This is a genomic window from Humibacter ginsenosidimutans, assembly GCF_007859675.1.
Lineage (GTDB): Bacteria > Actinomycetota > Actinomycetes > Actinomycetales > Microbacteriaceae > Humibacter > Humibacter ginsenosidimutans.
The window spans coordinates 929,752-955,008 of record NZ_CP042305.1; the positions used below are offsets into that span (position 1 = coordinate 929,752).

Below are 25,257 nucleotides of genomic sequence, written 5' to 3' on the forward strand. Positions count from 1 at the left end.
TGCTGGGTCGGTCTCGCCACGGTTCGTCACGGTCAGAAATGCACCGTCGCGCTTTGCACCCCGCCGATGATGATGTAGCCCGTCGCGTAGGTGCCGCAGTTCGGCTTGCGCGTCGTGTAGTAGGAGCTCGTGTCGATGTTGCCGCTTCCGTCGGCCGTCACCACGGGGCTGCTGAGCTGCGAGCCCGAGCAGTAGACCTGCACGGTGTACTGCTGCCCGGGGGTGAAGTGCTGGCCCTTGAGCAGGAAATAGTGGCAGGTTCCGCCGTCGGACTGGCAGGTGACCTCGTGAGCGGAGTCCGGTCCGGTCTGCACCGCCGGCGAAGGAGGAGGCGTCGGGTCGATCGTGCCGTGACCCGTGGCCGAGTCTCCGTCGCCTCCTCCGCCATCGTTGGAGGCGTGCACCGTGAACGAATAGTTGCCGTCGCTCACCGACTTCGTCGTCACCGAGGTGCTCTTCGTCGTGCCCGAGCCGCCACCGCTGAACGACCAGTGGTAGGTCACGCTGCCGCCACCCGTGTTGGTGACGGCCGGCCAGCTCACGTCGAACGTGTTCGGAGCCGTGCCGTTGGCGTGCATCGTGACGCTCTGCACGGCGCTCGGCTTTCCGTACGGGGTGACGGCGGCCGAGGCCGCTGACAGGGTGCTCCAGCCGTCGGCGTTGTGCGCCTTGACCTTGAACGTGTAGGTCGTGCCGTTGGTCAGCTTGGTGATCGTGTTCGAGCCGACCTGCGCCGGGTAGGTTCCGCCGTGGTTGTCGTCGATCTCGTACTTGTCGATGGGCTTTCCGTTGTCGGCGGGTGCCTTGATGACCATGCTCGCCTGCCCGCTGCTGGCCTTCACGCTGCTCGGCGGGTCCATCTGCGCTGGGACGTCGTGGATGATCACCTGGTACTGGCCGATCGTGGCCTTGGTACGCGCCGGGTCCTTGGTGGCGTCTTCGACGTTGAATTGGATGTTGATCGTGCCGATCGCCGCGCCGCTGCCCACGCTCACGTTGATCGACGTGTCGGTGTACGTGACATCCACCCCGCTCGGTGCTGACACGGCTTTGGCGCTCATGATGCGCAGCGGGTGCCCGGGGAACGGGTTCACCCAGGTGGAGTCGCTCGCGGCCTCCGTCCAGTCGAAGCTCTGGCCGCGCTGGATCTCGTGCGTGTACGGCGGGTTCTTCTGCTGCGCGAGCGGCTTGGTCGAGCTGACCACCTTGACGTTCACCGATCCGTCGATCGAGGTGGTCGGCGAGTTCACCTTGAAGTGGATGACCGCTGTGGTCCCCGGCTGCACCCCGAACGGTGCGGACAGTGACAGCGTCGACCCGCTCGGCGCGGCCACGATGCCTCCCGATGCGCCGCTGAAGTCGGTGTAGGTCAGCTTGGCGAGAATGGCGGGGTTCGGGTGATGGCTCGACGCGCGGAGGTCGACGACGGTGGCCTGCTCCCCCGCCTGGATCTGCACGTTCGGCGGGGTGAAGGTGGGGGCGACGTCGGACTGGTCGGGGTTGCCGACGGTGATCGGCAGCACGAGTGACGTGATGCGGTCGTGGCCGGCACCGGGCTCGCGTCCGTCGTTCACCTTGAACGTGATCGCTGCGGGACCTCGATAGTCCTTCTCGGCGGTGAACTGGAGCGTCTGGCCGTCGACATAGCCGCCCACCGTCGAGTGCGTCACCGAGACGCCGCTCGCGCCCGTGATCTTCGCCGGGCGCCCGGAGGGCACGCTGATGATGTCGGAGAGCTTCCACGACTTCGTGCCGTTCATCGACACGATCTGCTGCGGCACCTTCACCACGGGGGGCGGCGTTCCGTCGGATGCCGGCGGCACGATGATGAAGGCCTCGCCGGCCAATCCCGTCGTCGGGTCGGTCAGCGTGTACGCGACGGCGATGCGTTCGTGCTGCGGCCTGACCGTCACGACGCCGTCCTGACCGACCGTGGCGTACTTCGCGTTCGGCCCGGTGAGCCCGACCACAAGCTTGTTCACGAGGTCGGACGGGTTCACGGCGTCCTGGTAGACGTTGACCTTGGCGGTCTTCTTGCCCGCCGTCTGGTCGGACTGCAACACCTGGTCGACCGCCGTCGGATACACCGGTTTGGCGTCCTTCGTCACGATCACCTGCACGTAGGCGCTGTCCTGGCCGCCCTGTCCGTTGGTGATCGTGTAGCGCAGCGAATAGACGCCCTCCTTCTGCGGCGCCTGCACGAGCACGATCTGGCCGTGAACGGATGCCTTGAGCGCAGGATCCACATCGGTGAGCTTCTTCTGCACCGCGATCGTGTAGCCGTTCGGGTCGGAGTCGTTGGCCAGCACGGGCACCGACGCCGTTCGCCCGGGCTTCACCTGGACGATGTCGTTCACGGCGACGGGCGGCTGCAGCTGGCTCGGCCTCGGGATGACGCCGACGCGCACGGTTCCGGTGGCACTCTTGCCGTAGGTGTCGGTCACCTTGTAGGTGAAGGTGTCCGTTCCGCCTGAGCCCGGGTACGCCTCGTAGGTGAACGACGTCGAGGTGGTGGCGGCGATCCGGCCCAGTGTGGGCTGGCTGACGATGCCGTCGAGACTGACGGAGTCGCCGTCCGGGTCGATTCCGGTCAAGGGGACGGTGACCGGCACACTCGATCCGGCGAACGCGCGCACGGTCAGCGTCGAGGGATTCGGTGCCTGGTCCTTGCCGTTCTTCGGCGTCACCACGAAGGTCACCGTCGCGACGGCGGTCTGGTTCCACTTGTCGCTGATGCTGTACGACACCGAGTACTGGCCGGGCTTGGTCGGCGCCTGATAGCGCACGGTCTGTCCGCTGACGAACGCGGTGGCCCCCGGTCCCTCGTTCGAGGTGTCCTTGAGCTTGGGGTCGAGGTTGAACGGCTCGTTGTCGGGCGACGAGTCGTTGTCGAGCACGTTGACGCTCGTCACGTCGCCCACGCGCACCGTCGTCGCGTCGTCCACGGCGACGGGCGGCTGGTGCACGACGAGCGGTGGAATGGGCACCACCGTGATCGTGGAGGTCGCCTGTTTCACGCCGTCGGAGACGACATACTGCAGCTGCTCCTGCTTCGGGAGCACATACGGCGAGGTGATCTTGACGACCTGGTTGTCGAGGAGCTCCACGTTGAGATCGGCCGACGGATCGGTGGGGGTGACCGATCGCACCGCGAGCACCCGCCCGGACGGCGACGAGTCGTTGGCGAGCGGATTCACCGTCGTCGACTCGCCTGGGCGCACATAGGCGTCGTCCGCGACGGCGATCGGGCCGGCATCCTGGCCCCCGTCTGCGACGTCCACCCTGATGAGCCCCGTCGTGGTCTTCGCACCGGAGGCGAGCGTGTACTTGAGGTAGTACTCACCGGTGCCCGTCGTGCTGACGGTCACCTGCTGCTTCTGCGAATCCGTGCTGACCTGCATGCCACCCGGCCCGCTGTCGAGACTGGCGCCCACGAGGTCGAGTCCGTCCCCGGACGGAGACTGGTCGTTGTCGAGTGGATGGATCGTGATCTGCTGCCCCGTGACACCCGAGGCGAAGTCGGGTGTCGCGACCGGCCCGAGCGAGCCCTGCGGTTTCACCGTCACGGCCAGTGTGCCGGTGGCGCTCGCCCGTCCGTCGGTGACCGTGAACTGCACCTGCTTGACGCCGACCTGGCCGTTCTTGCTCGTGAACGTGATGGTGCCGTCCGGCTGGAACTGCACCTGATCATCCGTCGTGGCCTGTGCCGACGCGAGCGAGATGTCGTCGCCGTCGGGGTCGATCCAGTCGTTCAGCACGTTGTACGTCACCGACTGGCCGACCTCGACCGTGGCGTCGCTCTCGCGCTTGGAGACGGGGGCGGAGTTCTCGGACGCCGGATGCACCGTGGCGTTCACCTGCGCAGAGTCGATTCCGCCGCGCCCGTCATCGATCGAGTATCGGAACGAGACGCCGCCGGTCACCCCCTGCGGCACGGTCAGCTGCACGGCTCTGCCGCCCTCGATGATGTCGACACGCCCCTCCGAGGCCGGGATCGGCGTCACGTTCGTCACCGTGAGCACGTCGCCGTCTTGGTCGGTGTCGTTGTCGAGCACGGGCAGCACCGTCGACCTGCCGGCACGCACGCCGAAGGTGTCGTCGACCGCCTTCGGCTGGTGGTTGATCTTCGTGCGATGGGCGAGCGTGTCCTGGAACGACTGCAGCACCGGCTTCTCCTGGCCTGTGTTGCCGTTGACCTGGGAGTCGTTCGGTTTCAACTCCGCCCAGTTCTGCACGAGCCGCATGTGGTTGGAGACCACCCACGAGTCGCCGTTGTCCACGTTGTTGAGCGCGATCACGCCATGGTTCACCCGGAACCGCAGGTCGGAGCCGGTCACCTGCTGGTCGATGTCGACACCCACCGACGCCTTGCCGTCGCACGCGTAGAGGTAGCGATCGGCGCCGGCCCACGCTCCGTACGCGCATCCGTTCAGCCAGACCGGTGCTGACACCTGGTCGGCCTTGCCGACGGACTGATGGATGCCCGCCCCCACGATCTCGACATGGCCGCCGCCGAGAGGCACCCTGAGCAGTCCGGTGCCGGAGGCGACGAGAACGTAGGAGTTGTCCTCGCCCGGCTGCTGGAGCTGCACGCCGGCGACCGGCAGGTTGACCGTGCGGTCTGCGCCGATCAGCACCCGGTTGTGCGCAGTGTCGAGGAGCACGGGATGGTCGCCGACCGACGAGAGCTGGAACGAGCCGGGCACGTCGAGGGAGGTGACGGACCCGGATGCGCCAGGTGCGGCGAACCGCACCAGCTCGTGCTTCTGCGGCGACGCGCTGTAGACGACGCCCGCCTTCGTGACCACGGTCTGCGTGCCGGCGCCGAGCTTCGCCGACGTCGGGGTCTTGTTCGGGTCGTAGCTGAGCCGGGATGAGGCATCCAGCACCCAGACCTTGCCGTCCGGCGAGGTCACCGCGATCGTGCTGGCACCGTAGGCCACCTTCGAGCCGGCCGGGATGCTGACCCGGTCGACCAGCGACACGAACGCCGGGTCGATGCGCTCCAGGCTGCCGTTCTTCGAGTCGACGAGAAAGTACGCCGTGCCGTCCTGCAGCACATCGAGGTCACTGCCCGCACCCGTCACCGACGCGTCGAGCTTGTCGATCTGGTGATTGAGCCTGCCGCCCATGAGCTTCGCGCCGTTGGTGACCCACACGTCTCTGGCGCTCAGATCGACGTCGTCGGTGGGGAACCCCCGGTGGGCGACGGCGATGCCGACAGGCACGGAGACCACCAGTGCGATCGCGACCGCGGAGGCCAAGGTCTTGTGCGACCTGATCCACGCCGCGAGGGAGCCGAACACTCTCCTGCGCCCTCCTTGCGTTGTCTGCGAACGACGACGCGAGTCGCGCCCCCTGCTCCCCCGAGCTGGTAAAAACTAACACACGGCGATGCCGCCGAACGAATCGGTCTATCACCCGATCACGTCACGTTTCGGTGGCGCCGGGCTCCAGCAACGCGAGGTCTTCCGCACCCACTAGATGCGTCGCCACCGCATACTCCACGAGCCGCGCGCGCCTGCTCGTCGCGAGCTTTCCGGCGCCGCCGCGAAGCCCCGCGACCCCGAGTTTGTCGAGCTTGTCGCAGACGTTGTCGAGCTTGCGGTTGAAGGTGGTCAGCGACCAGCCGAGCCGCGCTGCGGCATCCGCCGAGGTCGGCACGCTCCCCCGCCCCGGCACCTGTTGGCGCAGCACGGACTCGGCGAGAGCCACGATCAGCTGGCGCTGACTCGTGGTGAGCGTCACCGGGAGAATCGTGGTCGAACCGCCGGATTCCTGCAGGATGCGCGAAGTGCTGTACAGGTCGTCGGCGTTGTGGATCGTGAAGTCGTAGGTGGTCGGACCCGCGCTGAACATGACGTGCATCGTCTCGAACACGATCGGCAGCCTTGCGCCGGGCGCGAGCCACGCTTGCACTCCACCGGTGCCGTCGGTGACCGTCGCGGTCAGCAGCGTTCCGACATTCGCGAGCCACCACATGCCGTGCTCGTCGAACACGCGCAGGAACCGGCGATGGAGATAGGGGTTGTCGTCGATCGACAGATCGGAGTCGCGCCCGATCGAGAAGTCTCCCGGGCTGTCGATGCGGTACTCCTCACCGCAGTAGTCGATCGTCAGCACCGTCATGATGAGCACATCTTCAGACTGTCGGGCGACGTGCGGCCGCCGCGGACGATATCGATGTCGATGCACACGTTCGAGCCGGGCTGCAGGCCGGTGACCGTCGCCGTCGGCGTGATCGTCTGCGTCGGACCGTGCGTGGTTCCCTCCTGGAGCCACTGGTACGTGTCGCCCTTCTTGGGCTTCGGGTTCTTCCAGGTGAACGTGACGCTCGTCTGATCGGCGCTCTTCACCACGGTGCCCTTCACGGGGTCGGGAACAGTCGACACGTCGATCTGACCGTCGTTGCCGCCCGGCGCCTCGGTCTGCGTCGTGGAGCCGGCGTGCGGCGCCAGCAGGGTCGCGGCGGCCACACCGCCGCCGACCAGCACGAGGCAGGCCACGCCGATGCCCACGATGAGTCCGGTGCGCCGACGCGGCGCGCTCCCTTCGGCGGTCTCGACGAGCTCCTGCTCCGGCTCGACCTGCGCGCCGGCTGTCTGTCGCGACGGCGCGGGCCGCAGCACCGTATGGTCGGGAACACCCGTGCCTGCAGGCGTGACGGGCGCCGCGGATGCCTGTGCCTGTGCCTGCACCGTGTGCACCTCGCGCAGCCGGGTGGCGTCCGCGTTCGGCGCCGAGGACACGGTGCCGGGAACCGGAGGCGGCGGCTGCATCCCGCGCGACGGCTGCGACGGCGCGGCAGGCTGCACCGGTCGCGGCGGGAGCGGCTGGGCGACGACGGTGGCGACCGGGCGCATCCTCGTCTCGTCGGCGGAGTCGGCGGCCGTCGCCGGCTCGGTGCGCGGCGCCGCCACCGCGAGGTTCGGCACCTCGATGCCCGTCGGCGCGTAGCCGAGCTCGAGCTCGACCCGCTGCAGCGCCCTGGCGAACTCGACGGCCGACGTGAAGCGGTCTTCGCGCTTGGTCGCCATTCCCTTGGCCAGCACGGCGACGAGGGTGCGCGGCACGTCGGGCCGATCGAGCGGCGTGATCGCGCCGCGCTCGATGCGCCCGATCAGGTCGAGCGTGCCGTTGGATCGCCCGGGGATCTCGAAGGGCGTGTGCCCGGCCAGCAACGTGTAGACGGTCGCGGCCAGCGAGAACACGTCGCTGCGCACGTCAGGTCGCGGGTCGTCGTCGAACATCTCAGGCGGCGACCACGGCACCGACAGGCCGACCGATTGTTTGGTGGTCGTGTCCTGCTCGCTTCTGCGCGGCAACGAGGAGAGTGTCGTCGTGTGCATCGGCAGCTCGTCCTCGAGGGTCGACGAGATGCCGAAGTCGGTCAGCGCCGGCCAGCCGAAGTCGTTGGTCAGCACGTTCGCTGGCTTGATGTCGCGGTGCAAGATGCCCGCCGCGTGCGCCGTCGCCACAGCGCTCGCCACCCGCACGCCGATGCGCAGGGCGTCTTCGGCCTCGAACCGCTCACGCTTGTAACGCTCGGCCAGCGACGGCCCCGAGCAGTACTCCATGACGAAGTACGGCCGGTCGTCGCCCGACACGTCGGCGTGATAGATCGTGACGATGTAGGGATGCGCCGAGAGCTGGGCCATCACGTTCGCCTCTGAGACGAAGTGCGCCCTCGACTGCTGGTCGAGCTCGTCGGTCAGCAGCACCTTCACCGCCACCTTGCGACGTGGCAGCTTCTGCTCGTAGAGGAAGACGTCGGAGAAGCCGCCGGAGCCGAGCAGTCGCTCGAAGCCGTACCCCGGCAGGTCGGGGGGCCTGTGACGGGGAACGCTTGCTCATGCCTGTGCGACGCCCAGGGTCACTCCGCTGCCCAGATCGATGACCGTTCCCGTGATCACCGATGTCGGCTCGCCGGCGCGCAGCTTCTGCGGCGTCTTGCCTGGCAGGGCGATCAGCGTGCCGTTGCGCGAGTGCAGGTCGGTGACCACCACGGTGCCGCCCTCGACGGTGAGCTGCACGTGGTTGCGCGAGATGTCGTGCTCCACACTGTCGACGGTGACCAGCCGCGGCACCTTGTCGCCGGCGATCTTGCTCACACTCGGGGCGCGGCCGACTACCACCATGCCGTCGATCGGCTCGTTGCGGCCGTCGGGAAGCTGCAGCACGAAGCCGGCCTCGGCAGGATGCCGCACATCACCGAAGAGCGGCGCCTCTGGCTCGGAGGGCAGTGCGGTCGCCGCCTCGCGCAGCGCCCTCAGGTCGCCGCTCATCACGGTGAGCCCGTCGTGGTCGCCGAGCGGCTCCGGCACCTGCGTCGCCGGCGCCGCTGCTGCCGCGCCGAACGCCGACGTCGGCACCGGCGGAACGCCGACGGCCGGCACGGAGGCGGATGTCTCCGCACCCTCGCCCTCGTCGTGCTGGGGGCGTGCCGCGGCATCCTCGATGCTGCGCATCATGGTCGCACCGAACAGGTGGTCGTAGCCGGTCGTGTCCCCAGAGGCGTCGGAGGCGGGCGTCTCCGGTGCGTGCGTGAGGTCGGGCTCGACGGCATCCTCTCCGGCGACCGTCACCTCGAGGTCGGCGATCGTGCGATCGATGTCGTCGGAGGTGGCCGCGGCGGACAGGTCGACCCCGGGCGCCTCGACGGTGGCCGCGGATGTCGGTGCCGCCTCTGCCACGGGCGGCTCCGGCTCGATGAACGCGGTCGCCGCCGGGGGGCTCGACGGGGGCCGTCTGCGCTTCCGGCGTGGCCTGCGGTGCTGCTGCTCGCCAGTCGGCCGCCGGGATGCTCTCGGAGACCGCGGCGAATCCGATCGCCGACGTGCCGTACGACAGCGAGCTCACCCACGCCGCTCCGACCGCGAGCGGCAGCGCAGAGCCGCCCAACGGTTCGGCGGGCAGGCACTCGATGCGGAATCCGGTGACCGACGAGACGGGACGCTCGACCCACGTCGAGACGCCGGCGGCCGTGATGTCGGAGGTGCCGTCGGCGGTCTCCAGCGCCACCCCGGCGTCGCCGCGCACGATGAACCGGCCGTCGAACGCCGTGTCGGCGCCGTTCCACTCCGCCAGCACGAACCCCGGCGCGCTGCCGAGGCCGTTCCTGGTCAGTTCGTCGAGCACGAGACGGATGCCGTCGTCGTCGCAGAGTGCGGCCCAGAGCCGTGCCACGAAGTCGGGATCGTCCACCGGATGGTGCACGACCACGAGCCGGCCGGGGATCACGGCGGCCAGCCAGCCGCCAGGAGCCGTGAGTTCGGCAGTGAGCACGTTCGTCATCCTTCGCTCTTCGGGTCGGGGAATGTGATGTCGGTCACACTCGAGGGCGCGTGTCTTCGAGGTATTGCTGGCGTACCGGTCGTTCCACGGTGTCGCGGTCGTCTTCCGGCCAGGTCGGCCACGATGAGACGACGACGGCGGTGATGTTGTCGCGCCCGCCGGCTGCGATCGCGGCCTCCGTCAGCACGTCGGCCAGCCGATGGTCGTGCGGATGCTCGCGCAGGATCGCGGCGATCTCGTCGTCGCGCAGCTCCTTGCTCAGCCCGTCGGAGCAGATCAGGAAGGTCTGCTCGCCGTCGACGGGCAGCATCCACACATCGACGTCGATGTCGTCGGCGGCGCCGAGCGCCCGCGTGATGACGTTGCGTTCTGGATGCCCGCCCGCCTCGTCCGCGCTGATCGCGCCCGCGTCCAGCAGTTCCTGCACCGCCGAGTGGTCAACGCTCAGCTGTGTGAGCCTGGCACCGTCCCAGCCATAGACGCGCGAGTCGCCGATATTGATGATCATCCAGTAACGCGTGCCCGTGCCGCTGCCGTTGACGACGACCACGCCGGAGAGAGTGGTTCCGGCGACGGCGACGCCCGAGGCATCCGCCGTCGACAGGGCGCGCACGGCGTCGTTCGCCGCGGAGACCGCGTCGAGCACGTCGTTCGGGGTGACCTGCGCGCCCTCCGGGATGCGCTCGTGCAGCACCTGCACGGCGGAGCTGCTGGCGAGATCGCCGCGAGCGTGTCCTCCCATGCCGTCGGCCACCACGAACACGGGGTTGCGTGCGAGCACCGCGTCTTCATTGACCGCGCGAACGCGGCCCGTGTCAGTGCGGGCGCTCACCGCCAGCGTCAGCTCCACTGATCGCGTTCTCCTGCCTTGAGTCCTTCTGTGCCGACGACATCTCTGCGCGGCGGTCTACCCACATTTTGGTCAGACTTGCCATGGTAGCCACAACCATGGCCGCAGCGATGAATCCGAGGGACGCCCAGGTGCCGATCTCGGGGGCCCATTCCACGGGGCGGCCGCCGTTGATGAACGGCACCTGGTTCTCGTGGAGGGCGTGCAGAACGAGCTTGACGCCGATGAAGACGAGGATCGCGGCGATGCCGTATTTGAGGTAACGCAGCCGCGCCAGCAGGTGGCCGAGCAGGAAGTAGAGCTGCCGCAGCCCCATCAGCGCGAACACGTTGGCGGCGAACACCAGGAACGGGCTCGTGGTGATGCCGAAGATGGCCGGGATGGAGTCGAGGGCGAACAACAGGTCGGTGGTGCCCAGCGCCACGATCACCAGCAGCATCGGCGTGAAGGAGCGCTTGCCGTCGATCGTGATGCGCAGCTTGCCCTTGTTGAACTGGTCGGACACGTTGAGGTGGCGGCGCGCGAACCGCGTGAGCGCGTTGTCGTTCTCGCCGTCGCCGTCGTGATGCCCGAACGCCTGCGTGTAGGCGGTGTAGAGCAGGAACGCTCCGAACAGGTAGAAGATCCAGCTGAAGTTGTCGATCAGCTGCGCACCGATCACGATGAAGATCGCGCGCAGCACGAGCGCGATCATGATTCCCGCGACAAGAGCCTCTTGCTGATACTTCAGCGGCACGGCGAACCTGGCCATGATCACGATGAACACGAAGAGGTTGTCGATGCTGAGGCTGTACTCGGTCAGCCAGCCGGCGAGGAACTGGCCGGCGTGCTCGGCATCCCCCATCCAGTACAGCGTCGCGGCGAAGACCACGGCGAGCAGGGCGTAGCCTCCGACGAACAGCGCGGCCTCGAGCGGCTTCGGCACGTGCGGCCGTTTCACGGCGAGCACGAGGTCGGCGGCGAGCAAGAGGCAGAGCACGAGGATCGAGGTGATCTCGAACCAGACGGGAAGGGCGGTTGCCATGGTGGGGAGGCTTTCGAGTTTCTCGTCACGAAACGGGTACGTCTCGTGACGAGAGTCTCTCCCGCGCTCTCACACGCCGTGCGACCGGAGCCGAACGGCTCGTGATGACGATCGCAACGCCGACCACGTAGGCGGCCGGTGGGATACTCCCTCTCGCGCCCACGAGTCTACCGGGCTGCCGCGCCCGCGACCTGCACGGATGCCTTGAGCACCCATGCCTCGGCGCCTACCTTGGCAGCGTATGGAGTGGTTCGACGCGACCGGGTATGAACTGGCGCGACAGGTGCTTCTTCGAGGCATCGCCGCGGTGTATCTCGTCGCCTTCCTGTCGACGCTGGCTCAGTTTCCGGTTCTGCTCGGTGAGCGAGGACTGCAGCCGGCTCCCGCCTTCGTGCGGCGGATGGGCGACCGTCTCTCCCCCACTCTGTTTCGTCGGCGCTATTCCGACCGACTGCTGCTCACCGTCGCGGGCGCGGGCGCACTTGTCGCCGCCAGCCTCGTCGGCGGGCTGCCGCAGCTGGCGCCGTCGTGGGCCACGATGGTCGCGTTCCTCCTGATCTGGGCCGGCTACCTCTCGATCGTCGACGTCGGCCAGACCTTCTACGCGTTCGGCTGGGAGTCCCTGCTGCTGGAGGCCGGTTTCGCCGCCGCGTTCCTCGGCTCGAACGACCAGGCCCCGCCCGTGATCATGATCGTGTTCTTCCGTTGGCTGGTCTTCAGGCTCGAGTTCGGCGCAGGCATGATCAAGATCCGTGGCGACCGGTCGTGGCGCAACCTCACCGCGCTCTACTACCACCACGAGACGCAACCGATGCCGGGGCCGCTCAGCTGGTTCTTCCACCACCTCCCGAGGTGGTTCCACCGCATCGAAGTGCTCGGCAATCATTTCGCCCAGTTGGTCGTTCCGTTCTTGCTCTTCGCGCCGCAGCCCGTGGCATCCATCGCTGCCGCGATCGTGATTCTCACGCAGCTGTGGCTGGTGGCGTCGGGCAATTTCGCCTGGCTCAACGTGCTGACGATCATCCTGGCGTTCAGCGCGATCTCCGACCCTGTCGCACACGCGGTCATCGCGGCCATGCCTGCGCACACCGACCACACCGTGACCCCGATCTGGTTCTTCGTCGTGGTCGTCGTCGTCGGCATCCTCCTGCTCTGGCTCAGCTGGTGGCCGCTGAAGAATCTCTTCGCCCGCCGCCAGCTGATGAACGCGAGCTTCAACAGGTGGCACCTCGTGAACGCCTACGGCGCGTTCGGCTCCGTGACGAAGGAGCGCTACGAGGTGGTGATCGAGGCGACGGACACGACGGATGCTCTCACGGCGGTGTGGCGCGAGTACGAGTTCAAGGGCAAACCGGGAGACCCTCACCGCCTGCCACGTCAATACGCCCCATATCACCTGCGGCTCGACTGGCTGATGTGGTTCCTCGCGCTCGGCTCCCGCAACGAGGACTGGTTCTACCGTCTGCTCCAGCGTCTGCTCGAGGCCGACCCGGCGACCCTGAGGATGCTCCGCTCCGCCCCGTTCGGCAGCGAGCGTCCAGCGATGGTGCGGGCGTCGCTCTACCTCTACCGGTTCTCGAGCTGGGAGCAGTTGCGCCACGACCACGTGTGGTGGGTGCGCGAGCACGTCACGGAGCTCGTGCCGCCGGTGACGCTGACGGGACCGCCAGAGTGACGGCGTCCCATGCGGACCGCAGCGACTGCAGAACCGGTCGTCCCCGGTGCCGTCGACGCATGCACGAAGCCCGGTTCTCCTGCAAGAAGAGAACCGGGCTTCTGATGTGACCCCAGCGGGATTTGAACCCGCGTTACCGCCGTGAGAGGGGGTTCGGCTCCCCCGGAACTGCGTGCCGGACCCCGTTCTGCCCTGTGTTTACAGGGGTTCCGCGTGCGTGGAGTGCGTCAGGGAACGTCTCGTCGTCAGCGTTCGTTGCCAGAATGTTGCCACGTTTCCGCCCCTGCGGAGGCGGGTAATCCTGGTGCCTCGGGTCGCTTGTCGAGTGTGACGAGAAGCCCGCGCCTGACCCGCTCTCCCAGCTTGCGGGGTCGCGCCGGATGCCGCAACACCGCTCGCTCTGCTCGGATGTTGCACCCTCCGTCCCGACCCCGCCAACAGCAGGGAGCGGGTCCGGGGCGGGAGCAGACCGGCAAGGTAGAATGAGGAACGACGAAGCAGAGGTGATCCCATGAGCGTGACGATTCCGAGCGCGATCCCGGCCGAGTCTCTGCGCGCCTGGTACGACGACGAGCCCCGCGTGAGCGACGTGGCCCTCTACGACATGACCGCCCAGGGCGCGACCACCCTGGCCTCCGTGCTGATCGAGCGGCAGCTCGCCACGGCCGACGAGCGCGAGCGCGAGTATTGGGCCGCACGGGTGCGCCTGGTGAATCAGCAGCGCACGGCGCTGGATCCGGACGACCGGCTCGGGCTGATCGCCCAGCAGCAGGCGTGGCTCGATGAGATCGACGCCCTGACCGGCCAGGCGAGCCGCCGGATCGCGTGAGCGAACCCGGCGCGCCCGACGAGGCGCGGCTGCGGCAGGTGTTCGAAGCCGCGGTGCGGCAGGCGATCTTCCCACCGGTTCCGGCTGGCGACCGGCTCCTGGTGCTGCTCGGCGGCCAGCCCGCCGCGGGCAAGACGAGAGCGCAGGCGGCGATCCTCGCGGAGCACCCCGAGCTGGTGTCGATAACCGGGGACGATCTGCGCGCCTACTACCCCGGCTACCGCGAGCTGGCGGTGGACGACCCGCTGGGGATGCCGGCCGCGACCGCGCCGACTTCGAGCGGGCTGATCCGGCTCGCCCTGGATCATGCGATCGAGCACGGCTACCCGGTGCTGCTGGAGGGCACCTTCCGCGACCCGGCGATGGTCACCGGCACCGCGGCCCGGTTCGCGGAGGCCGGCTACCGTGTTGAGGTCGTCGCCGTCGCAACCCCCGCCGCGGTGTCGCGGCTGGCGGCCGAGGAGCGGTTCCTGCGCGCCCGGCGCGGCGAGGTCGGTCGCTGGACCCCGCCCGAGGCGCACGAGACGGCGCTGGCCGGCTCCCCCGAGGTCGTGGCCGCGCTGGAGGCGCTGCCCGCCGCCGCCCGTATCCAGGTCTACGCCCGCGACCGTCGCCTCTACGACAACCACCGCACCCAGGCCGGCGCGTGGGAGCAGGAGCCCAGCGCGGCCGACGTGCTGCGCGGAGAGCAGACCCGACAGCTCACCCCGGCCGAGGCGGTCGGCTGGCTCGCGGACTACGGCGCGGTGTTCGGCGCCGCCCTTGCCCGGCGCGGCTACCTCAGCCCGAGGACCGCGCCGGCCTACCGGCGGCTGCAAGACGACGCCGCCCGGATGATCGAGCTGGCGAGGGACGAGCCGAGCGCCGACGTGCGGGCGCTGGAGGAACAGCAGACGCACCGCCGACTCGCCCTGAAGGTCAGTGTGCCCGAGCCGCCGGGAATCGTCGGACGGATCGGGCAGACCCTCCGGCGCTCACTCCCGCCCTACCGCCCCGCCCCGTCGCGTGACGTGCCCGGTCACGAGCCGCCGAGCATCGGACGCTGAGCAGAGGCGCAAGGGAAACCTCACCGCGGCAGAAGGCTACGCGCCGCGCCTTCGAGCGCGCCGTCGATGACGCGGAAGTAGGCCCACTTGCCGCGCTGCTCGCGGGTGGCGAGCCCGGCGTCTACGAGCTGCTTCATGTGGTGCGAGACGGTCGGCTGCGCGAGGCCGACCGGGTCGGTGAGGTCGCAGATGCACAGCTCCCCGGTGTCGCTGGCAGCGATGAGGGACAGCAGCCGGACGCGAGTGGGGTCGCCGAGGGCCTTGAAGACGCGGGCGATCTGCTCGGCCTGATCCGTCTCCAGGGCGCCGCCGGTCACGGTCGCGCAGCACGTCATGTCCTCGGTGGCGACGGCGGGGAGGGTGTCGATCACGGTGCAGCTCCATCGGGTCGTATTGACATTGCTCGATGTATCGAGGATTCTCGATGTATTGATGCTAGTCGATACGAGGAGTGATAGTGGGACTTCCCGTTGTGGTGATCGGTGCAGGACCGCAAGGGCTCGCGGCGGCGGCGCATCTTCTGGAGCGTGACCTGGAGCCGCTGGTGCTGGAACAGGGCACCAGGCCGGCGGCAGCCGTGGCCGAGTGGGGGCACGTCCGCCTGTTCTCGGAGTGGCCCGAGCTGATCGACCAGGCCGCCGCTCGCCTCCTGGCGCCTAGCGGATGGCGCGCGAACGAGCACGGATACCCGACAGGTGAGGCGTGGATCTCCGACTACCTCGCTCCACTCGCTCACGCCCTCGGTGAACGAGTGCGCTTCGGGACGCGCGTGACCGGAATCGGTCGGAAGGGCCGCGACCTTCTCGTGGATGCCGGTCGCGCCGAGCAGCCCTTCGTCGTCCACGTCGAGGAACCCGGCGGCGCCCAGTCGCGGATCGAGGCGCGTGCGGTGATCGACGCATCCGGTTCATGGTCGGCCCCGAACCTGGCCGGTGCTGACGGATTGCCGACGATCGGCGAGGCCGAGGCCACGGGCTTCCTGACGTACCGGATTCCCGCGTTCGAGAACCCTGCCGAATACGCGGGGCGGCACACGGTCGTCCTCGGCAGCGGGCACTCGGCCATCACCGCTGTCACCGAGCTGGCCCGGATCGCCCGCCAGTACCCGGAGACTCGCATCACCTGGGCGTTGCGCCGCGATGGTGTCGGCTCGACCTTCGGCGGCGGGGACGCGGACCAGCTTCCGGCCCGCGGTGCGCTCGGTGAGCGCGCGAAGGATGCCGTCGACCACGGCATCGTGTCCCTGGTCACCGGCTTCCGCACCGAGCGGATCGACACCACCGATCAGGGCGCGGTCCTCACCGCCGAGGACGGCCGCGCGCTCGATCCCGCCGCTCGCGTCGTCGTGCTGACCGGCTTCCGGCCGGATCTGTCGTTCCTGTCGGAGATTCGGCTGGAACTGGATGCCCGGTTGCAGGCGCCGGTGCGGATCGCGGCGGACATCGACCCGAACATCCACTCCTGCGGGTCGGTGCGCACCACCGGCGCGGCCGACCTCGCCCAGCCGGAGCCCGACTTCTTCATCGTGGGAGCGAAGTCCTACGGCCGCGCGCCGACGTTCCTGGCGCTGACCGGGTACGAGCAGGTCCGCAGCGTTGTCGCGCAGCTCTCCGGCGACCACGAGGCCGCTGCGCGGGTCGAGCTGGTACTGCCCGAGACAGGCGTATGCGGGGGCGCGGGGCTGTTCGACGACCCGGACGCGGCGAAGGGCGAGGCGTGCTGCGCTCCGGCACCGAAGGTGCTCCAGATCGGGCGCGCGCCCGTCTCTGCCACCCGGTGACGGCGATCGCTCAGGAGCGCGTCGGCACGCTCAACTCGGCCAGCAGGCTCAGCACCCGTCGTTCGATCTCGTCGCGCACCGGGCGGACTCCCTCGGGCGTCCAGCCGGCGGGGTCGGGCAGGGTCCATTCCTCGTAGCGTTTGCCGGGGAAGATCGGGCAGGCGTCGCCGCAGCCCATCGTGATCACCACGTCGGCGGCGCGCACGACCTCATCCGTCCACGGCTTCGGGTACTCGCCGGCGATGTCGATGCCTCGCTCTGCCATGACCTCGACGGCGACCGGATTGATCCGCTCGCCCGGTTCGGAGCCGCCGGACCAGCCGACTGCGTGCTCGCCGGCATGGTGCTGGAAGAAGCCGAGTGCCATCTGCGAGCGGCCGGCGTTGTGGACGCACAGGAACAGCACGGTCGGCTTGCCATCGACCTGGAGGCCATCGACCTTGGCGAGTGCGCGCAGGCGTTGCCGGGCGAACTTCTCGGTCAGCAGGGGCAGGTAGTTCGGAACCGTGGCGCGTGCGGCGAGGTCGGCGTAGGAGGCGTGCAGGGAGCGGTCGATCGTCTCCCGCCCGAAGGTGCCGGCGAACTCTCGCGTCAGGCGCTCGGCGCTGGTGGCAAGGGCCGCCTCCTGGTCGATGGTGATGGACGCATGACGTTCGTGCTCGTGGGGCATCGTCGTCATCCCTTCGTCGTGGTTAGCCGGGGTGCGAGGCTTTGGATTCGGGAGGCGATGTCCTCGAACGCGGCATCGAACGCGGCATCGGTCCCTGCGCGCACCGGGTCCGGGACCGACCAATGCAGCCGGCCCCCCGCCGGCCAGTTCTTCGTGGGCGGTGTCGCAGACCGTCACCAGGAAGTCGTCGGCCTCGGCCACGTCCGGAAGCGCCCGCGGTCGGGAGGCGCGGAGGGTGAGCCCGTGCCGCTCGGCGGCGGCGAGCGCGCCCGGCTCGATCGCGTCCGAGGGGTGCGTGCCCGCCGAGGCGACCGGGACATCGCTCGCGTCGTGCCAGAGCGCGGCGGCGAGCTGCGAGCGCGCCGAGTTGCCGGTGCAGACGAACACCACCCGCCTCACCCCGAGGGTCGGCGTCGGGATGAGCCCGTCGAACGCGGCGGGGGCGAGGCGCAGGTAGGTACGGCGTCGGTCGGCCTCCGACCGGGTGCGGATCAGCATCGCCTCCCGCTCCAGGAGGTTCAGGTGGTGCGCGAGCAGGCTGGACGAGATGCCGAGTTCGGTCTGCAACTCGACCGGGGCTGCGTCGCCCAGGGTGAGCAGGTCCATGATCCGCAGGCGCACCGGGTCGGCCAGCGCCGCGTACCGCGCCACCCGCCCAGCCAGGCTAGTTTCCTCAACGTTCATTACCTCAATAGTGACTCAGCAATGTATCGTCGTCAAGGTGATCCCGCGATGACCCCCTCACCGCCCCCTGCCGTCGCCCCGCTCTGGCGCCGTGCCCTGGCCGAGTTCCTCGGCGCGGGGCTGCTCGTGACGGTCGTGATCGGCTCGGGCATCGCCGCCGAGCGTCTGTCGCCGGGGGATGTGGGGCTGCAACTGCTGGAGAACTCGCTGGCGACCGCGCTGGGCCTGGCGGTGCTCATCCTCGTGTTCCAGACCGTCAGCCGGGCGCACCTCAACCCGGTCGTGACCCTCGCCGACCGCGCCCTCGGCGCCCGGCGCGGGCCGGTCGAGATCAGCGTCTACGTCGTCGCGCAGATCGCGGGCGGCATCGGCGGGGCGGTGCTGGCGAACACGATGTTCGGCGTCGCCACCACGATCTCCAGCAAGGACCGCCTGGGCGCCGGGCATCTGCTGGCCGAGGTCGTGGCGACCGCGGGGCTGGTGCTGGTGATCTTCGCCCTTGTACGCACCGGCCGGGCCGCGTTCGTCGGTCCCGCGGTCGGCGCCTACATCGGCGCGGCGTACTGGTTCACCTCGTCCACGTCGTTCGCCAACCCCGCGGTGACCATCGGCCGCATCTTCTCCGACACCTTCGCCGGGATCGCCCCCGGCTGCGTGCCGTGGTTCATCGGCGCGCAGCTCGTCGGCGGCGCGCTCGGCCTGGCCCTTGTCCTCGTCCTGTTCCCGAGAAAGGCAACCCTATGACCCACCTGATCGCCATCGGCGGCAGCGACGCCGGGATCTCCGCCGCGCTGCGCGCCCGCGAGCTCGACCCCGCGACCGAGGTGACCGTCGTGGTCGCCGACGAGTACCCGAACTTCTCGATCTGCGGCATCCCGTACTACTTCACCGGGGAGGTGCAGCCGTGGCAGTCGCTCGCGCACCGCACCGCGGCGGACCTGGAGGCGACCGGGATGCGGCTGCGGCTGAACACCTACGCCACCGGCATCGACGTGTCCGGGCATCGCCTCGAAGTCCGCAACCCGGACGGCCAGATCGAGGAACTGGCCTACGACGAGCTGATGGTCGGCACCGGGGCACTCCCGTCCCACGCCGGGATCGCCGGCCTCGACCGGCTCGGCCCGGAGGACGGGGTGCATGTCATCCACTCGATGGGCGACACCTTCGCCCTGGACCGCGACCTGACCGACCGGCAACCGCAGTCGGCCATCATCGTCGGCGCGGGCTACGTCGGCCTGGAGATGGCCGAGGCGTTCACCGTCCGCGGGCTGCGCGTGACGCAGCTCCAGCGCGGCTCCGAAGTGCTCTCCACCCTCGACCCGGAACTCGGCGCGCTGGTGCGGGATGAGATCGAGGCGCACGGCGTCGAGGTCGTCACGGACACTACCGTCACCGGGATCGAGAAGACCCCGGCCGGGCTGACCGTCACCGGCACCCACCGGGGCGAGCCGATCCAGCGCACCGCCGACCTCGTGCTCGTCGTCGTCGGCGTGCGCCCGAACACCGAACTGCTGGAGCAGGCCGGGGCGACCCTGGGCGCGGGCCGCGCGGTCGTGGTGGACGAATGGATGCGCACCGGCCTGCCCCATGTGTGGGCGGCCGGCGACGGCATCATCACCCACCACCGCCTTCTCGGGGTGACCTACCTGCCGCTGGGGACGACCTCGCACAAGCAGGGCCGCGTCGCGGGCGAGAACGCGATCGGCGGCGACGCGCGCTTCGCCGGGTCCGTCGGCACCCAGGTCGTCAAGGTGTTCGACCTCGTTGCCGCTCGCACCGGGCTCCGGGATCACGAGGCCGAGGGAGCCGGCTACGCGGCCATGACCACCGCGGCGGCGGCCGACGACCACAAGCGGTACTACCCCGGAGCCCACCCCATCCAGTTCCGCATCACCGGCGACACCCGCGACGGCCGGCTCCTGGGCGCGCAGCTCGTCGGGCGACGAGGCACCGAAGTCTCCAAGCGCGTGGACACCTACGCCACCGCCCTCTACGCCGGGCTCACCATCGAGCAGATCAGCGACCTCGACCTCTCCTACACCCCGCCCCTCGGCTCACCCTGGGACGCCGTGCAGGTCGCGGCGCAGGCGTGGTCGGCCACCAGGGCGAGCCTGCTGGTTTAGGCAGAATCACATGGCTCAGCCAGGCTGTTCCTGATGACTCCTTCGCCCCCGACCCGCAAGCGCCGCCATCCCGGCACGGTCGGAGAGGTGTTCCTGGTGTTCCTGCGCCTGGGGCTGACCTCGTTCGGTGGTCCGGTCGCGCACCTGGGCTACTTCCGCGAGGCGTTCGTGGAGCGCCGCAAGTGGCTGGGCGACCGCGCCTACGCGGAACTGGTGGCCCTGTGCCAGTTCCTGCCCGGCCCGGCGTCCAGCCAGGTCGGCATGGCGATCGGGCTGCAACGCGCAGGGTTCGGCGGACTGCTGGCCGCGTGGGCGGGCTTCACCCTGCCGTCGGCAATCCTGCTGGTCGCGTTCGCCTACGGGGTCACGGCGCTCGGCGACCTGTCGAACGCCGGATGGATTCACGGGGTCAAGGCCGCGGCGGTCGCCGTCGTCGCCCACGCCGTGCTCGGGATGGCGAGAACGCTGACTCCGGATGCGAAGCGGGCGACGATCGCCGTGGCGGGCATGATCGTCGTGCTGCTGGTCCCGAGCGCCTTCGCCCAGGTTGCGGTAATCGCCGCCGCCGGAATCGTCGGGCTGGTGTGGCTGCGCCCGCAGGCCGCCACGGCATCGGAGTCGGAGCCATTCGCCGTGCGGGTGCCTCGCTGGGTGGCGATCGCGAGCCTGGCTGTCTTCACGGTCCTGTTGGCCGGCCTCCCGGCGCTCTCGGCGGCGACCGGCGACGGAGCCGCCCGCCTGTTCGACGTGTTCTACCGCGCCGGGGCGCTGGTGTTCGGCGGGGGCCACGTCGTGCTGCCGCTGCTGGAAGCCGGGACCGTGCAGACCGGCCTCATCGACCATGACGTATTCCTCGCCGGCTACGGTGCCGCGCAGGCAGTCCCCGGCCCCTTGTTCACTTTCGCCGCCTACCTCGGCACCATGACCACCAGCCCGCCGTCCGGGCTGCTTGGCGCCGGGATCGCGCTGGTTGCAATCTTCCTTCCAGCGACTCTGCTGGTAGTCGGCGTGCTGCCGTTCTGGGATCGGCTACGCCGCGCCCCGCTCGCGCAGCGGGCGCTCATGGGCGTGAACGCCGGCGTGGTCGGCATCCTTGCCGCCGCGCTCTACACGCCGGTGTTCACCGAAGGGGTCACCTCGGCGGCGAGCCTCGCGATCGCCGCCGCCGCTTTTGTCGCCCTGACATCGTGGAAGGCTCCGGCATGGGCGGTCGTCATCGCCGCCAGCCTCATCGGCTGGGCCGTGCTGTGAGCGAGGGGTGAGCCCGCGCCGGGTCAGCCGACGACTGTGCCGAACAGGGAGCCGACGAGGAAGGTCGCTCCCAGGGCAAGCGCACCGCCGATCACCAGACGCGCCACGGCCCGCCACCGATGAGAGCCGCCGATCCAGGCCGCGACGTATCCGGTGACCGCCAGCGCGAGGAGCACGGCGACGAAGGTCCACACGATGCGCGCCGGGTGCGGCAGCAGCAGGATCGTCAGCAGCGGCAGCACGGCACCGATCGTGAAGGCGATCAGCGAGGCGAGGGCGGCGTGCCAGGGGCTGACGACGTCCTCCTGGTCAATGTTCAGCTCGACGGCCAGGTGGGCCTTGAGCGCGTCGTGCTCGGTCAGCTCCGTCGCCACCAAGCGGGCGGTGCCGGAGGTGAGGCCCTGCTCCTCGTAGAGCCCGACCAGCTCCTCGAGCTCGACCTCGGGATCCTCCTCCAGCTCGCGCCGCTCCTTCTCGATGAGGGCCCGCTCGGTGTCCCGCTGGCTGGACACCGAGACGTATTCGCCGAGCGCCATCGAGATCGCCCCGCCGACCAGGGCCGCGGCCCCGGCCAGGAATACCGGCGTGACCTCGGCCGTCGCCCCGGCGACGCCGACGACGACCGCCGCCGTGGACACGATCCCGTCGTTCGCTCCCAGCACGCCCGCGCGAAGCCAGTTCAGCCGCTGGGAGAGCCCCGACGCGTGAGGCTCGCCGGAATGCCGATATGGAGGGGATTGCGTCGTCACGGCTACTCACGATAGTTCGGTAGCTCTCCTGCTGCCAGCAAGGAGAGGCAACCCTGCACCTCGGCTCTCGCCGCAGATTCCGGTCGTGGTGCTCGGGTTTCAGAGCGTCACACGCGGTGCGATTCGGATTCCGTGTCGGATCGTCGTGATGGCGGTGATCCGGCAGCGGGGAATCCGCTCGGCGGGCCGCCCAACGCGCGAAGGGCGTAGAGGATCGTCGCGAGGTCCACGAACTCCTGCGTGAGAGCGCCGGCAACGGCGGGGATGGCGCCGGTCATGGCGATAAGCATGAGGCCAACGCTGAGGCCGATGCCGAGCCAGATCGCGGTCAGCGCGACGCGAAGCGTGTGCCGCCCAATCGACACGGCGTCAACCACCTTGCCCAGCGAGTCGACAAGGATCACGATGTCAGCGGCATCACCGGCCGCGGTCGCGCCTTTCGCGCCCATCGCAACGCCGATGTCGGAGGCAGCCAGTACCGGGGCGTCGTTCACTCCATCGCCGACCATCATCACGGGTCGTGGATGCAAGTCGGCCGCGAGATGAACTTTCTCGGGTGGAAGGAGCTCGGCATGCACCTCGTCAATCCCTGTCTGCCGTGCGATCGATTCGGCTGTCGCACGAGTGTCTCCCGTGAGCATCACGATCCGTTCGACGCCGTTCGACCGCAGCCACGACACCACCGCGGGGGACTCCGGGCGGGGATCGTCGGCGAGCACGAGGATGCCGGCGAAGCGGCCGTCGATGGCGACGTAGGCCGCGGCCTCGCCCGTCGTCAGGTCTGCGCGCACCGTGTCGGCCGCCACCGCCGCGACGTAGGCGGGCTTTCCGACGACGACCGTTCGTCCTCCGATCACCGCGGTCACACCATTCGTGGCGACCTCACTGGCCTCCTCGGCCGCGAGGAGGTCGATGCCGCGCTCGACCGCGGCCCGTCGGATGCTGTCTGCGAGCACATGCGATGAGTACTGTTCAGCGGACGCGGCGAGCTGCAGCAGGTCGCCCGCCTCGAAGCCGTCGACAGGGCGAACGTCAACGAGGGTCGGCTGGCCCTGCGTGAGCGTTCCGGTCTTGTCGAAGGCGGCGGACCGCACTCGGGCGAGTTGTTCGACAACGCCCCCGCCCTTCACGATCACGCCGGCCTTCGCGGCTCGCGAGAGCCCGCCGAGGAACGCGACCGGTGCAGCGATCAGCAGGGGGCACGGCGTTGCGAGCACCAGCACCTCAGCGAAGCGCGTAGGGTCGCCCGATATCGCCCACGCTATGCCGGCGAGGGCGAGCGAGACCGCCGTGAAGGGGATGGCGAACCGATCCGCGAGCCGCACGACGGGCGCACGCGAGTCCTCCGCGGCACGCACGAGCGCGACGATCTGCTGGTACTGACTGTCCGCGCTGCGGCGCACCGCCCGGATCTGCACCGCCCGGTTTCCGTTGATAGCGCCGGAGAGCACTTCGCTGCCCGCCTCATGAGTCACCGGCAGGCTCTCTCCGGTGAGCGACGATTCGTCGAACGTGCCGCTGTCGGTGAGCAGGATGCCGTCGACCGGCACGATCTCGCCCGGCCGCACCAGCAGCACATCGTCGATCCCTACGTGCTCGACCGCGACATCCTGCACCTCGTCCGAGTCCGATGCATGCTCGTGGGTGAGAACATGCGCGGTGCGCGGTGATCGGTCCAGCAGCGCGGTGAGGTCGCGCCTGGCCCGCCGGGCAGCGAAGTCCTCCAACGCTTCACCGCCGGAGAGCATCAGGACGATGATGAGCGACGCGATGTACTCGCCCACGGCAAGGGTTGCGACCATCGCCACCACCGCGAGGATGTCAAGCCCGACATGCCCGCGGAGCACATCCCGCACCATCCGAACCAGCGTCCACGCGACGAACGCTCCGACGTAGGCCGTCGCCATCCATCGCCCTACGGCATCCGCTCCGAGGGCGTGGAGAACCACGACCGCGGCGAGCATCACGACGGTGACCGAGATGATCGGGTATCGCCACAGTGGCCGCAACAAGAGCATGCGTCTCAGCCTTGTCGACTGCTGCACTCGCCGCTAGCAAGCCAAGCCATGCCTGCCGGGCGGATCAGCCAGCTTCCCTTTGGCGCGGGCGTGCTCATATTCACGCCTTCGGAGCCGCGACGCCGACTTGGCGGTGCCTTCCGGATTGCACGCGACCCAACTAGCCGGACTTGCGGCCGTTGTCGTAGTCGCCCGTGTAGATCAGGCACCCGCTCGCATCCCAGCGCTCCCATCGGCCGTGCTTGACGTCGTGCTCGAAACTCCCTCGCTGCATGAGCGCGCCGTTCGCACGATACCACGTCCAGGTGCCATGCAGCGCCCCGTCGTCATACTCGCCCTCCGATCGCGGCCTTCCATCGTCGGCGACGTGCCGCCACAAGCCCTGCCGCCGCCCTGCGACGTAGACGCCCGTCATGATGCCGCCATGCGGGTCGGGCTCGGTCCAGTGCCCCGTCTTGCACCCCTCCGCATCGTAGGCGTTCGGCGAGTCCTCGGACACGCTCATGCCGGGCTGGCGAGCTGGATCAGGTTGCCGCATGTGTCGTCGAGGATGGCGGTGACGACCGGCCCCATCACGGTCGGCTCCTGCGTGAAGCGGACGCCCTTCGCGGTGAGCTCGGCGTGCGCTGCCGCCGCATCATCGACGGCGAAGGACGCCGCCGGGATGCCGTCGGCGACGAGCGCGGCCTTGTACGCCCTCGCGGCCGGGTGCTGGTCGGGCTCGAGCAGCAGCTCTGTGCCGTCAGGCTCATCGGGGCCGACGACCGTGAGCCAGCGGAACTCCCCGACCGGCACATCGGTCTTCGGCAGGAAGCCCAGCCTCTCCGTGTAGAAGGCGAGTGCCTTGGCCTGCTCGTCGACGAACACGCTCGTCACGTTGATACGGATGCCCATGAGTCATTCCTTCGGTTCGGCGGGCCAGCGCTCGGCGATCTCGCGCAGCGGCTCCGTGTGCAGGTGGTGGAGTTTCGTCCGCCCGAAGCGGCGCGAGCTGACGAGGCCGGCGTCCTCCAGGACGGCCAGGTGCTGGGAGATCGCCTGCCTGCTCGATGTGACGCCGTGCCGCATGACCAGTCGGCTGCACAACTCGAAAAGACTCTGCCCATCCCGTTCCGTCAGCTCGTCGAGGATGAGCCGCCGGGTCGGATCGGCGAGCGCCTGGTAGACGTCTCCCACTCCGATTACAATAGGCAAGTAGCCACTTGCATGTCAAGATCGCGTCGCTCACCCGACGACAACCTCACGAGACCTGCTGGCTGCGGTT

At 69.2% G+C, this 25,257-nt stretch carries 21 protein-coding genes and 1 pseudogene; 8 read left to right on the top strand and 14 right to left on the bottom strand.

What is annotated here, in order from left to right:
* Positions 1 to 32: 32 nt before the first annotated feature.
* The 4 genes from FPZ11_RS04465 to FPZ11_RS04480 all read right to left on the bottom strand — a co-directional run bounded on the left by FPZ11_RS04465 (position 33) and on the right by FPZ11_RS04480 (position 8,693).
* Positions 33 to 5,306, bottom strand: a complete 5,274-nt coding sequence (locus FPZ11_RS04465) for an Ig-like domain-containing protein (RefSeq protein WP_146318732.1) — start codon at positions 5,304 to 5,306, stop codon at positions 33 to 35.
* Positions 5,307 to 5,430: 124 nt separating this feature from the next.
* Positions 5,431 to 6,129 (bottom strand): hypothetical protein, encoded by a 699-nt coding sequence (locus FPZ11_RS04470; protein ID WP_146318734.1) that lies wholly within the window; start codon positions 6,127 to 6,129, stop codon positions 5,431 to 5,433.
* Positions 6,126 to 7,820 (bottom strand): protein kinase domain-containing protein, encoded by a 1,695-nt coding sequence (locus FPZ11_RS04475; RefSeq protein ID WP_146318736.1) that lies wholly within the window; start codon positions 7,818 to 7,820, stop codon positions 6,126 to 6,128. The genes FPZ11_RS04470 and FPZ11_RS04475 overlap by 4 nt, the downstream gene beginning before the upstream one ends.
* A 30-nt stretch (positions 7,821 to 7,850) precedes the next feature.
* Positions 7,851 to 8,693, bottom strand: coding sequence for an FHA domain-containing protein (locus tag FPZ11_RS04480; protein WP_246846525.1), 843 nt, complete (start codon positions 8,691 to 8,693; stop codon positions 7,851 to 7,853).
* Positions 8,694 to 8,800: 107 nt separating this feature from the next.
* Between FPZ11_RS04480 and FPZ11_RS04485 the strand changes: the two genes are divergently transcribed.
* The gene (locus FPZ11_RS04485; RefSeq protein ID WP_168203732.1) at positions 8,801 to 9,322 is read left to right on the top strand and encodes a hypothetical protein; all 522 of its coding nucleotides are present in this window, start codon (positions 8,801 to 8,803) and stop codon (positions 9,320 to 9,322) included.
* Between the two features lie 6 nt (positions 9,323 to 9,328).
* Here FPZ11_RS04485 and FPZ11_RS04490 read toward each other — a convergent pair whose 3' ends face one another.
* Together FPZ11_RS04490 and FPZ11_RS04495 are read right to left on the bottom strand one after the other, a co-directional pair.
* On the bottom strand, positions 9,329 to 10,126 hold the full coding sequence (locus FPZ11_RS04490; protein ID WP_246846526.1) for a PP2C family protein-serine/threonine phosphatase: 798 nt from the start codon (positions 10,124 to 10,126) through the stop codon (positions 9,329 to 9,331).
* Entirely contained in the window at positions 10,110 to 11,168 is a 1,059-nt protein-coding gene (locus FPZ11_RS04495) for a TerC/Alx family metal homeostasis membrane protein (protein WP_146318742.1), read from the bottom strand. Before FPZ11_RS04495 ends, FPZ11_RS04490 begins: the two co-directional genes overlap by 17 nt.
* 241 nt (positions 11,169 to 11,409) lie before the next feature.
* Here FPZ11_RS04495 and FPZ11_RS04500 point away from each other — a divergent pair, with 241 nt between their 5' ends.
* The 3 genes from FPZ11_RS04500 to FPZ11_RS04510 all read left to right on the top strand — a co-directional run bounded on the left by FPZ11_RS04500 (position 11,410) and on the right by FPZ11_RS04510 (position 14,718).
* Entirely contained in the window at positions 11,410 to 12,843 is a 1,434-nt protein-coding gene (locus FPZ11_RS04500; protein WP_146318744.1) for a lipase maturation factor family protein, read from the top strand.
* A gap of 511 nt (positions 12,844 to 13,354) precedes the next feature.
* Positions 13,355 to 13,672: a hypothetical protein gene (locus FPZ11_RS04505; protein ID WP_146318746.1), complete on the top strand. Its 318-nt coding sequence runs from the start codon at positions 13,355 to 13,357 to the stop codon at positions 13,670 to 13,672.
* Positions 13,669 to 14,718, top strand: coding sequence for a zeta toxin family protein (locus FPZ11_RS04510; RefSeq protein WP_146318749.1), 1,050 nt, complete (start codon positions 13,669 to 13,671; stop codon positions 14,716 to 14,718). The genes FPZ11_RS04505 and FPZ11_RS04510 overlap by 4 nt, the downstream gene beginning before the upstream one ends.
* A gap of 20 nt (positions 14,719 to 14,738) precedes the next feature.
* Here the strand turns inward: FPZ11_RS04510 and FPZ11_RS04515 are convergent, their stop codons facing one another.
* Positions 14,739 to 15,053, bottom strand: coding sequence for an ArsR/SmtB family transcription factor (locus tag FPZ11_RS04515; RefSeq protein ID WP_146322695.1), 315 nt, complete (start codon positions 15,051 to 15,053; stop codon positions 14,739 to 14,741).
* 122 nt (positions 15,054 to 15,175) lie between these two features.
* On the opposite strand from FPZ11_RS04515, the gene FPZ11_RS04520 reads away from it, so the two are divergent.
* A complete protein-coding gene (locus FPZ11_RS04520) occupies positions 15,176 to 16,498 on the top strand; it encodes an NAD(P)-binding domain-containing protein (RefSeq protein ID WP_437438617.1) in 1,323 nt (440 codons plus the stop codon).
* Between the two features lie 10 nt (positions 16,499 to 16,508).
* Here the strand turns inward: FPZ11_RS04520 and FPZ11_RS20220 are convergent, their stop codons facing one another.
* Together FPZ11_RS20220 and FPZ11_RS04530 are read right to left on the bottom strand one after the other, a co-directional pair.
* Positions 16,509 to 17,177, bottom strand: a complete 669-nt coding sequence (locus tag FPZ11_RS20220; RefSeq protein ID WP_146318753.1) for an arsenate reductase ArsC — start codon at positions 17,175 to 17,177, stop codon at positions 16,509 to 16,511.
* Positions 17,174 to 17,852, bottom strand: a pseudogene (locus FPZ11_RS04530) (arsenate reductase/protein-tyrosine-phosphatase family protein). The gene FPZ11_RS20220 and the pseudogene FPZ11_RS04530 overlap by 4 nt, the downstream one beginning before the upstream one ends.
* Positions 17,853 to 17,900: 48 nt before the next feature.
* Here FPZ11_RS04530 and FPZ11_RS04535 point away from each other — a divergent pair.
* The 3 genes from FPZ11_RS04535 to chrA are packed head-to-tail and all read left to right on the top strand — an operon-like array spanning position 17,901 to position 21,226.
* Positions 17,901 to 18,596: an aquaporin gene (locus tag FPZ11_RS04535; protein WP_146318755.1), complete on the top strand. Its 696-nt coding sequence runs from the start codon at positions 17,901 to 17,903 to the stop codon at positions 18,594 to 18,596.
* Positions 18,593 to 19,975 (top strand): FAD-dependent oxidoreductase, encoded by a 1,383-nt coding sequence (locus tag FPZ11_RS04540; RefSeq protein ID WP_146318757.1) that lies wholly within the window; start codon positions 18,593 to 18,595, stop codon positions 19,973 to 19,975. The genes FPZ11_RS04535 and FPZ11_RS04540 overlap by 4 nt, the downstream gene beginning before the upstream one ends.
* Before the next feature lie 33 nt (positions 19,976 to 20,008).
* The gene (gene chrA / locus FPZ11_RS04545; RefSeq protein ID WP_146318759.1) at positions 20,009 to 21,226 is read left to right on the top strand and encodes a chromate efflux transporter; all 1,218 of its coding nucleotides are present in this window, start codon (positions 20,009 to 20,011) and stop codon (positions 21,224 to 21,226) included.
* Between the two features lie 23 nt (positions 21,227 to 21,249).
* Here chrA and FPZ11_RS04550 read toward each other — a convergent pair whose 3' ends face one another.
* The 5 genes from FPZ11_RS04550 to FPZ11_RS04570 all read right to left on the bottom strand — a co-directional run bounded on the left by FPZ11_RS04550 (position 21,250) and on the right by FPZ11_RS04570 (position 25,169).
* Entirely contained in the window at positions 21,250 to 21,975 is a 726-nt protein-coding gene (locus FPZ11_RS04550; protein WP_146318761.1) for a VIT1/CCC1 transporter family protein, read from the bottom strand.
* Positions 21,976 to 22,082: 107 nt separating this feature from the next.
* A complete protein-coding gene (locus tag FPZ11_RS04555; RefSeq protein WP_210415950.1) occupies positions 22,083 to 23,993 on the bottom strand; it encodes a heavy metal translocating P-type ATPase in 1,911 nt (636 codons plus the stop codon).
* A gap of 160 nt (positions 23,994 to 24,153) precedes the next feature.
* On the bottom strand, positions 24,154 to 24,498 hold the full coding sequence (locus FPZ11_RS04560) for a toxin-antitoxin system YwqK family antitoxin (RefSeq protein ID WP_210415951.1): 345 nt from the start codon (positions 24,496 to 24,498) through the stop codon (positions 24,154 to 24,156).
* Positions 24,495 to 24,887 carry a VOC family protein gene (locus tag FPZ11_RS04565; protein ID WP_302849660.1) on the bottom strand — a complete coding sequence of 131 codons (393 nt, stop codon included), beginning with the start codon at positions 24,885 to 24,887 and terminating at the stop codon, positions 24,495 to 24,497. Before FPZ11_RS04565 ends, FPZ11_RS04560 begins: the two co-directional genes overlap by 4 nt.
* Before the next feature lie 3 nt (positions 24,888 to 24,890).
* Entirely contained in the window at positions 24,891 to 25,169 is a 279-nt protein-coding gene (locus FPZ11_RS04570) for an ArsR/SmtB family transcription factor (RefSeq protein ID WP_210415952.1), read from the bottom strand.
* Positions 25,170 to 25,257 lie beyond the last annotated feature (88 nt).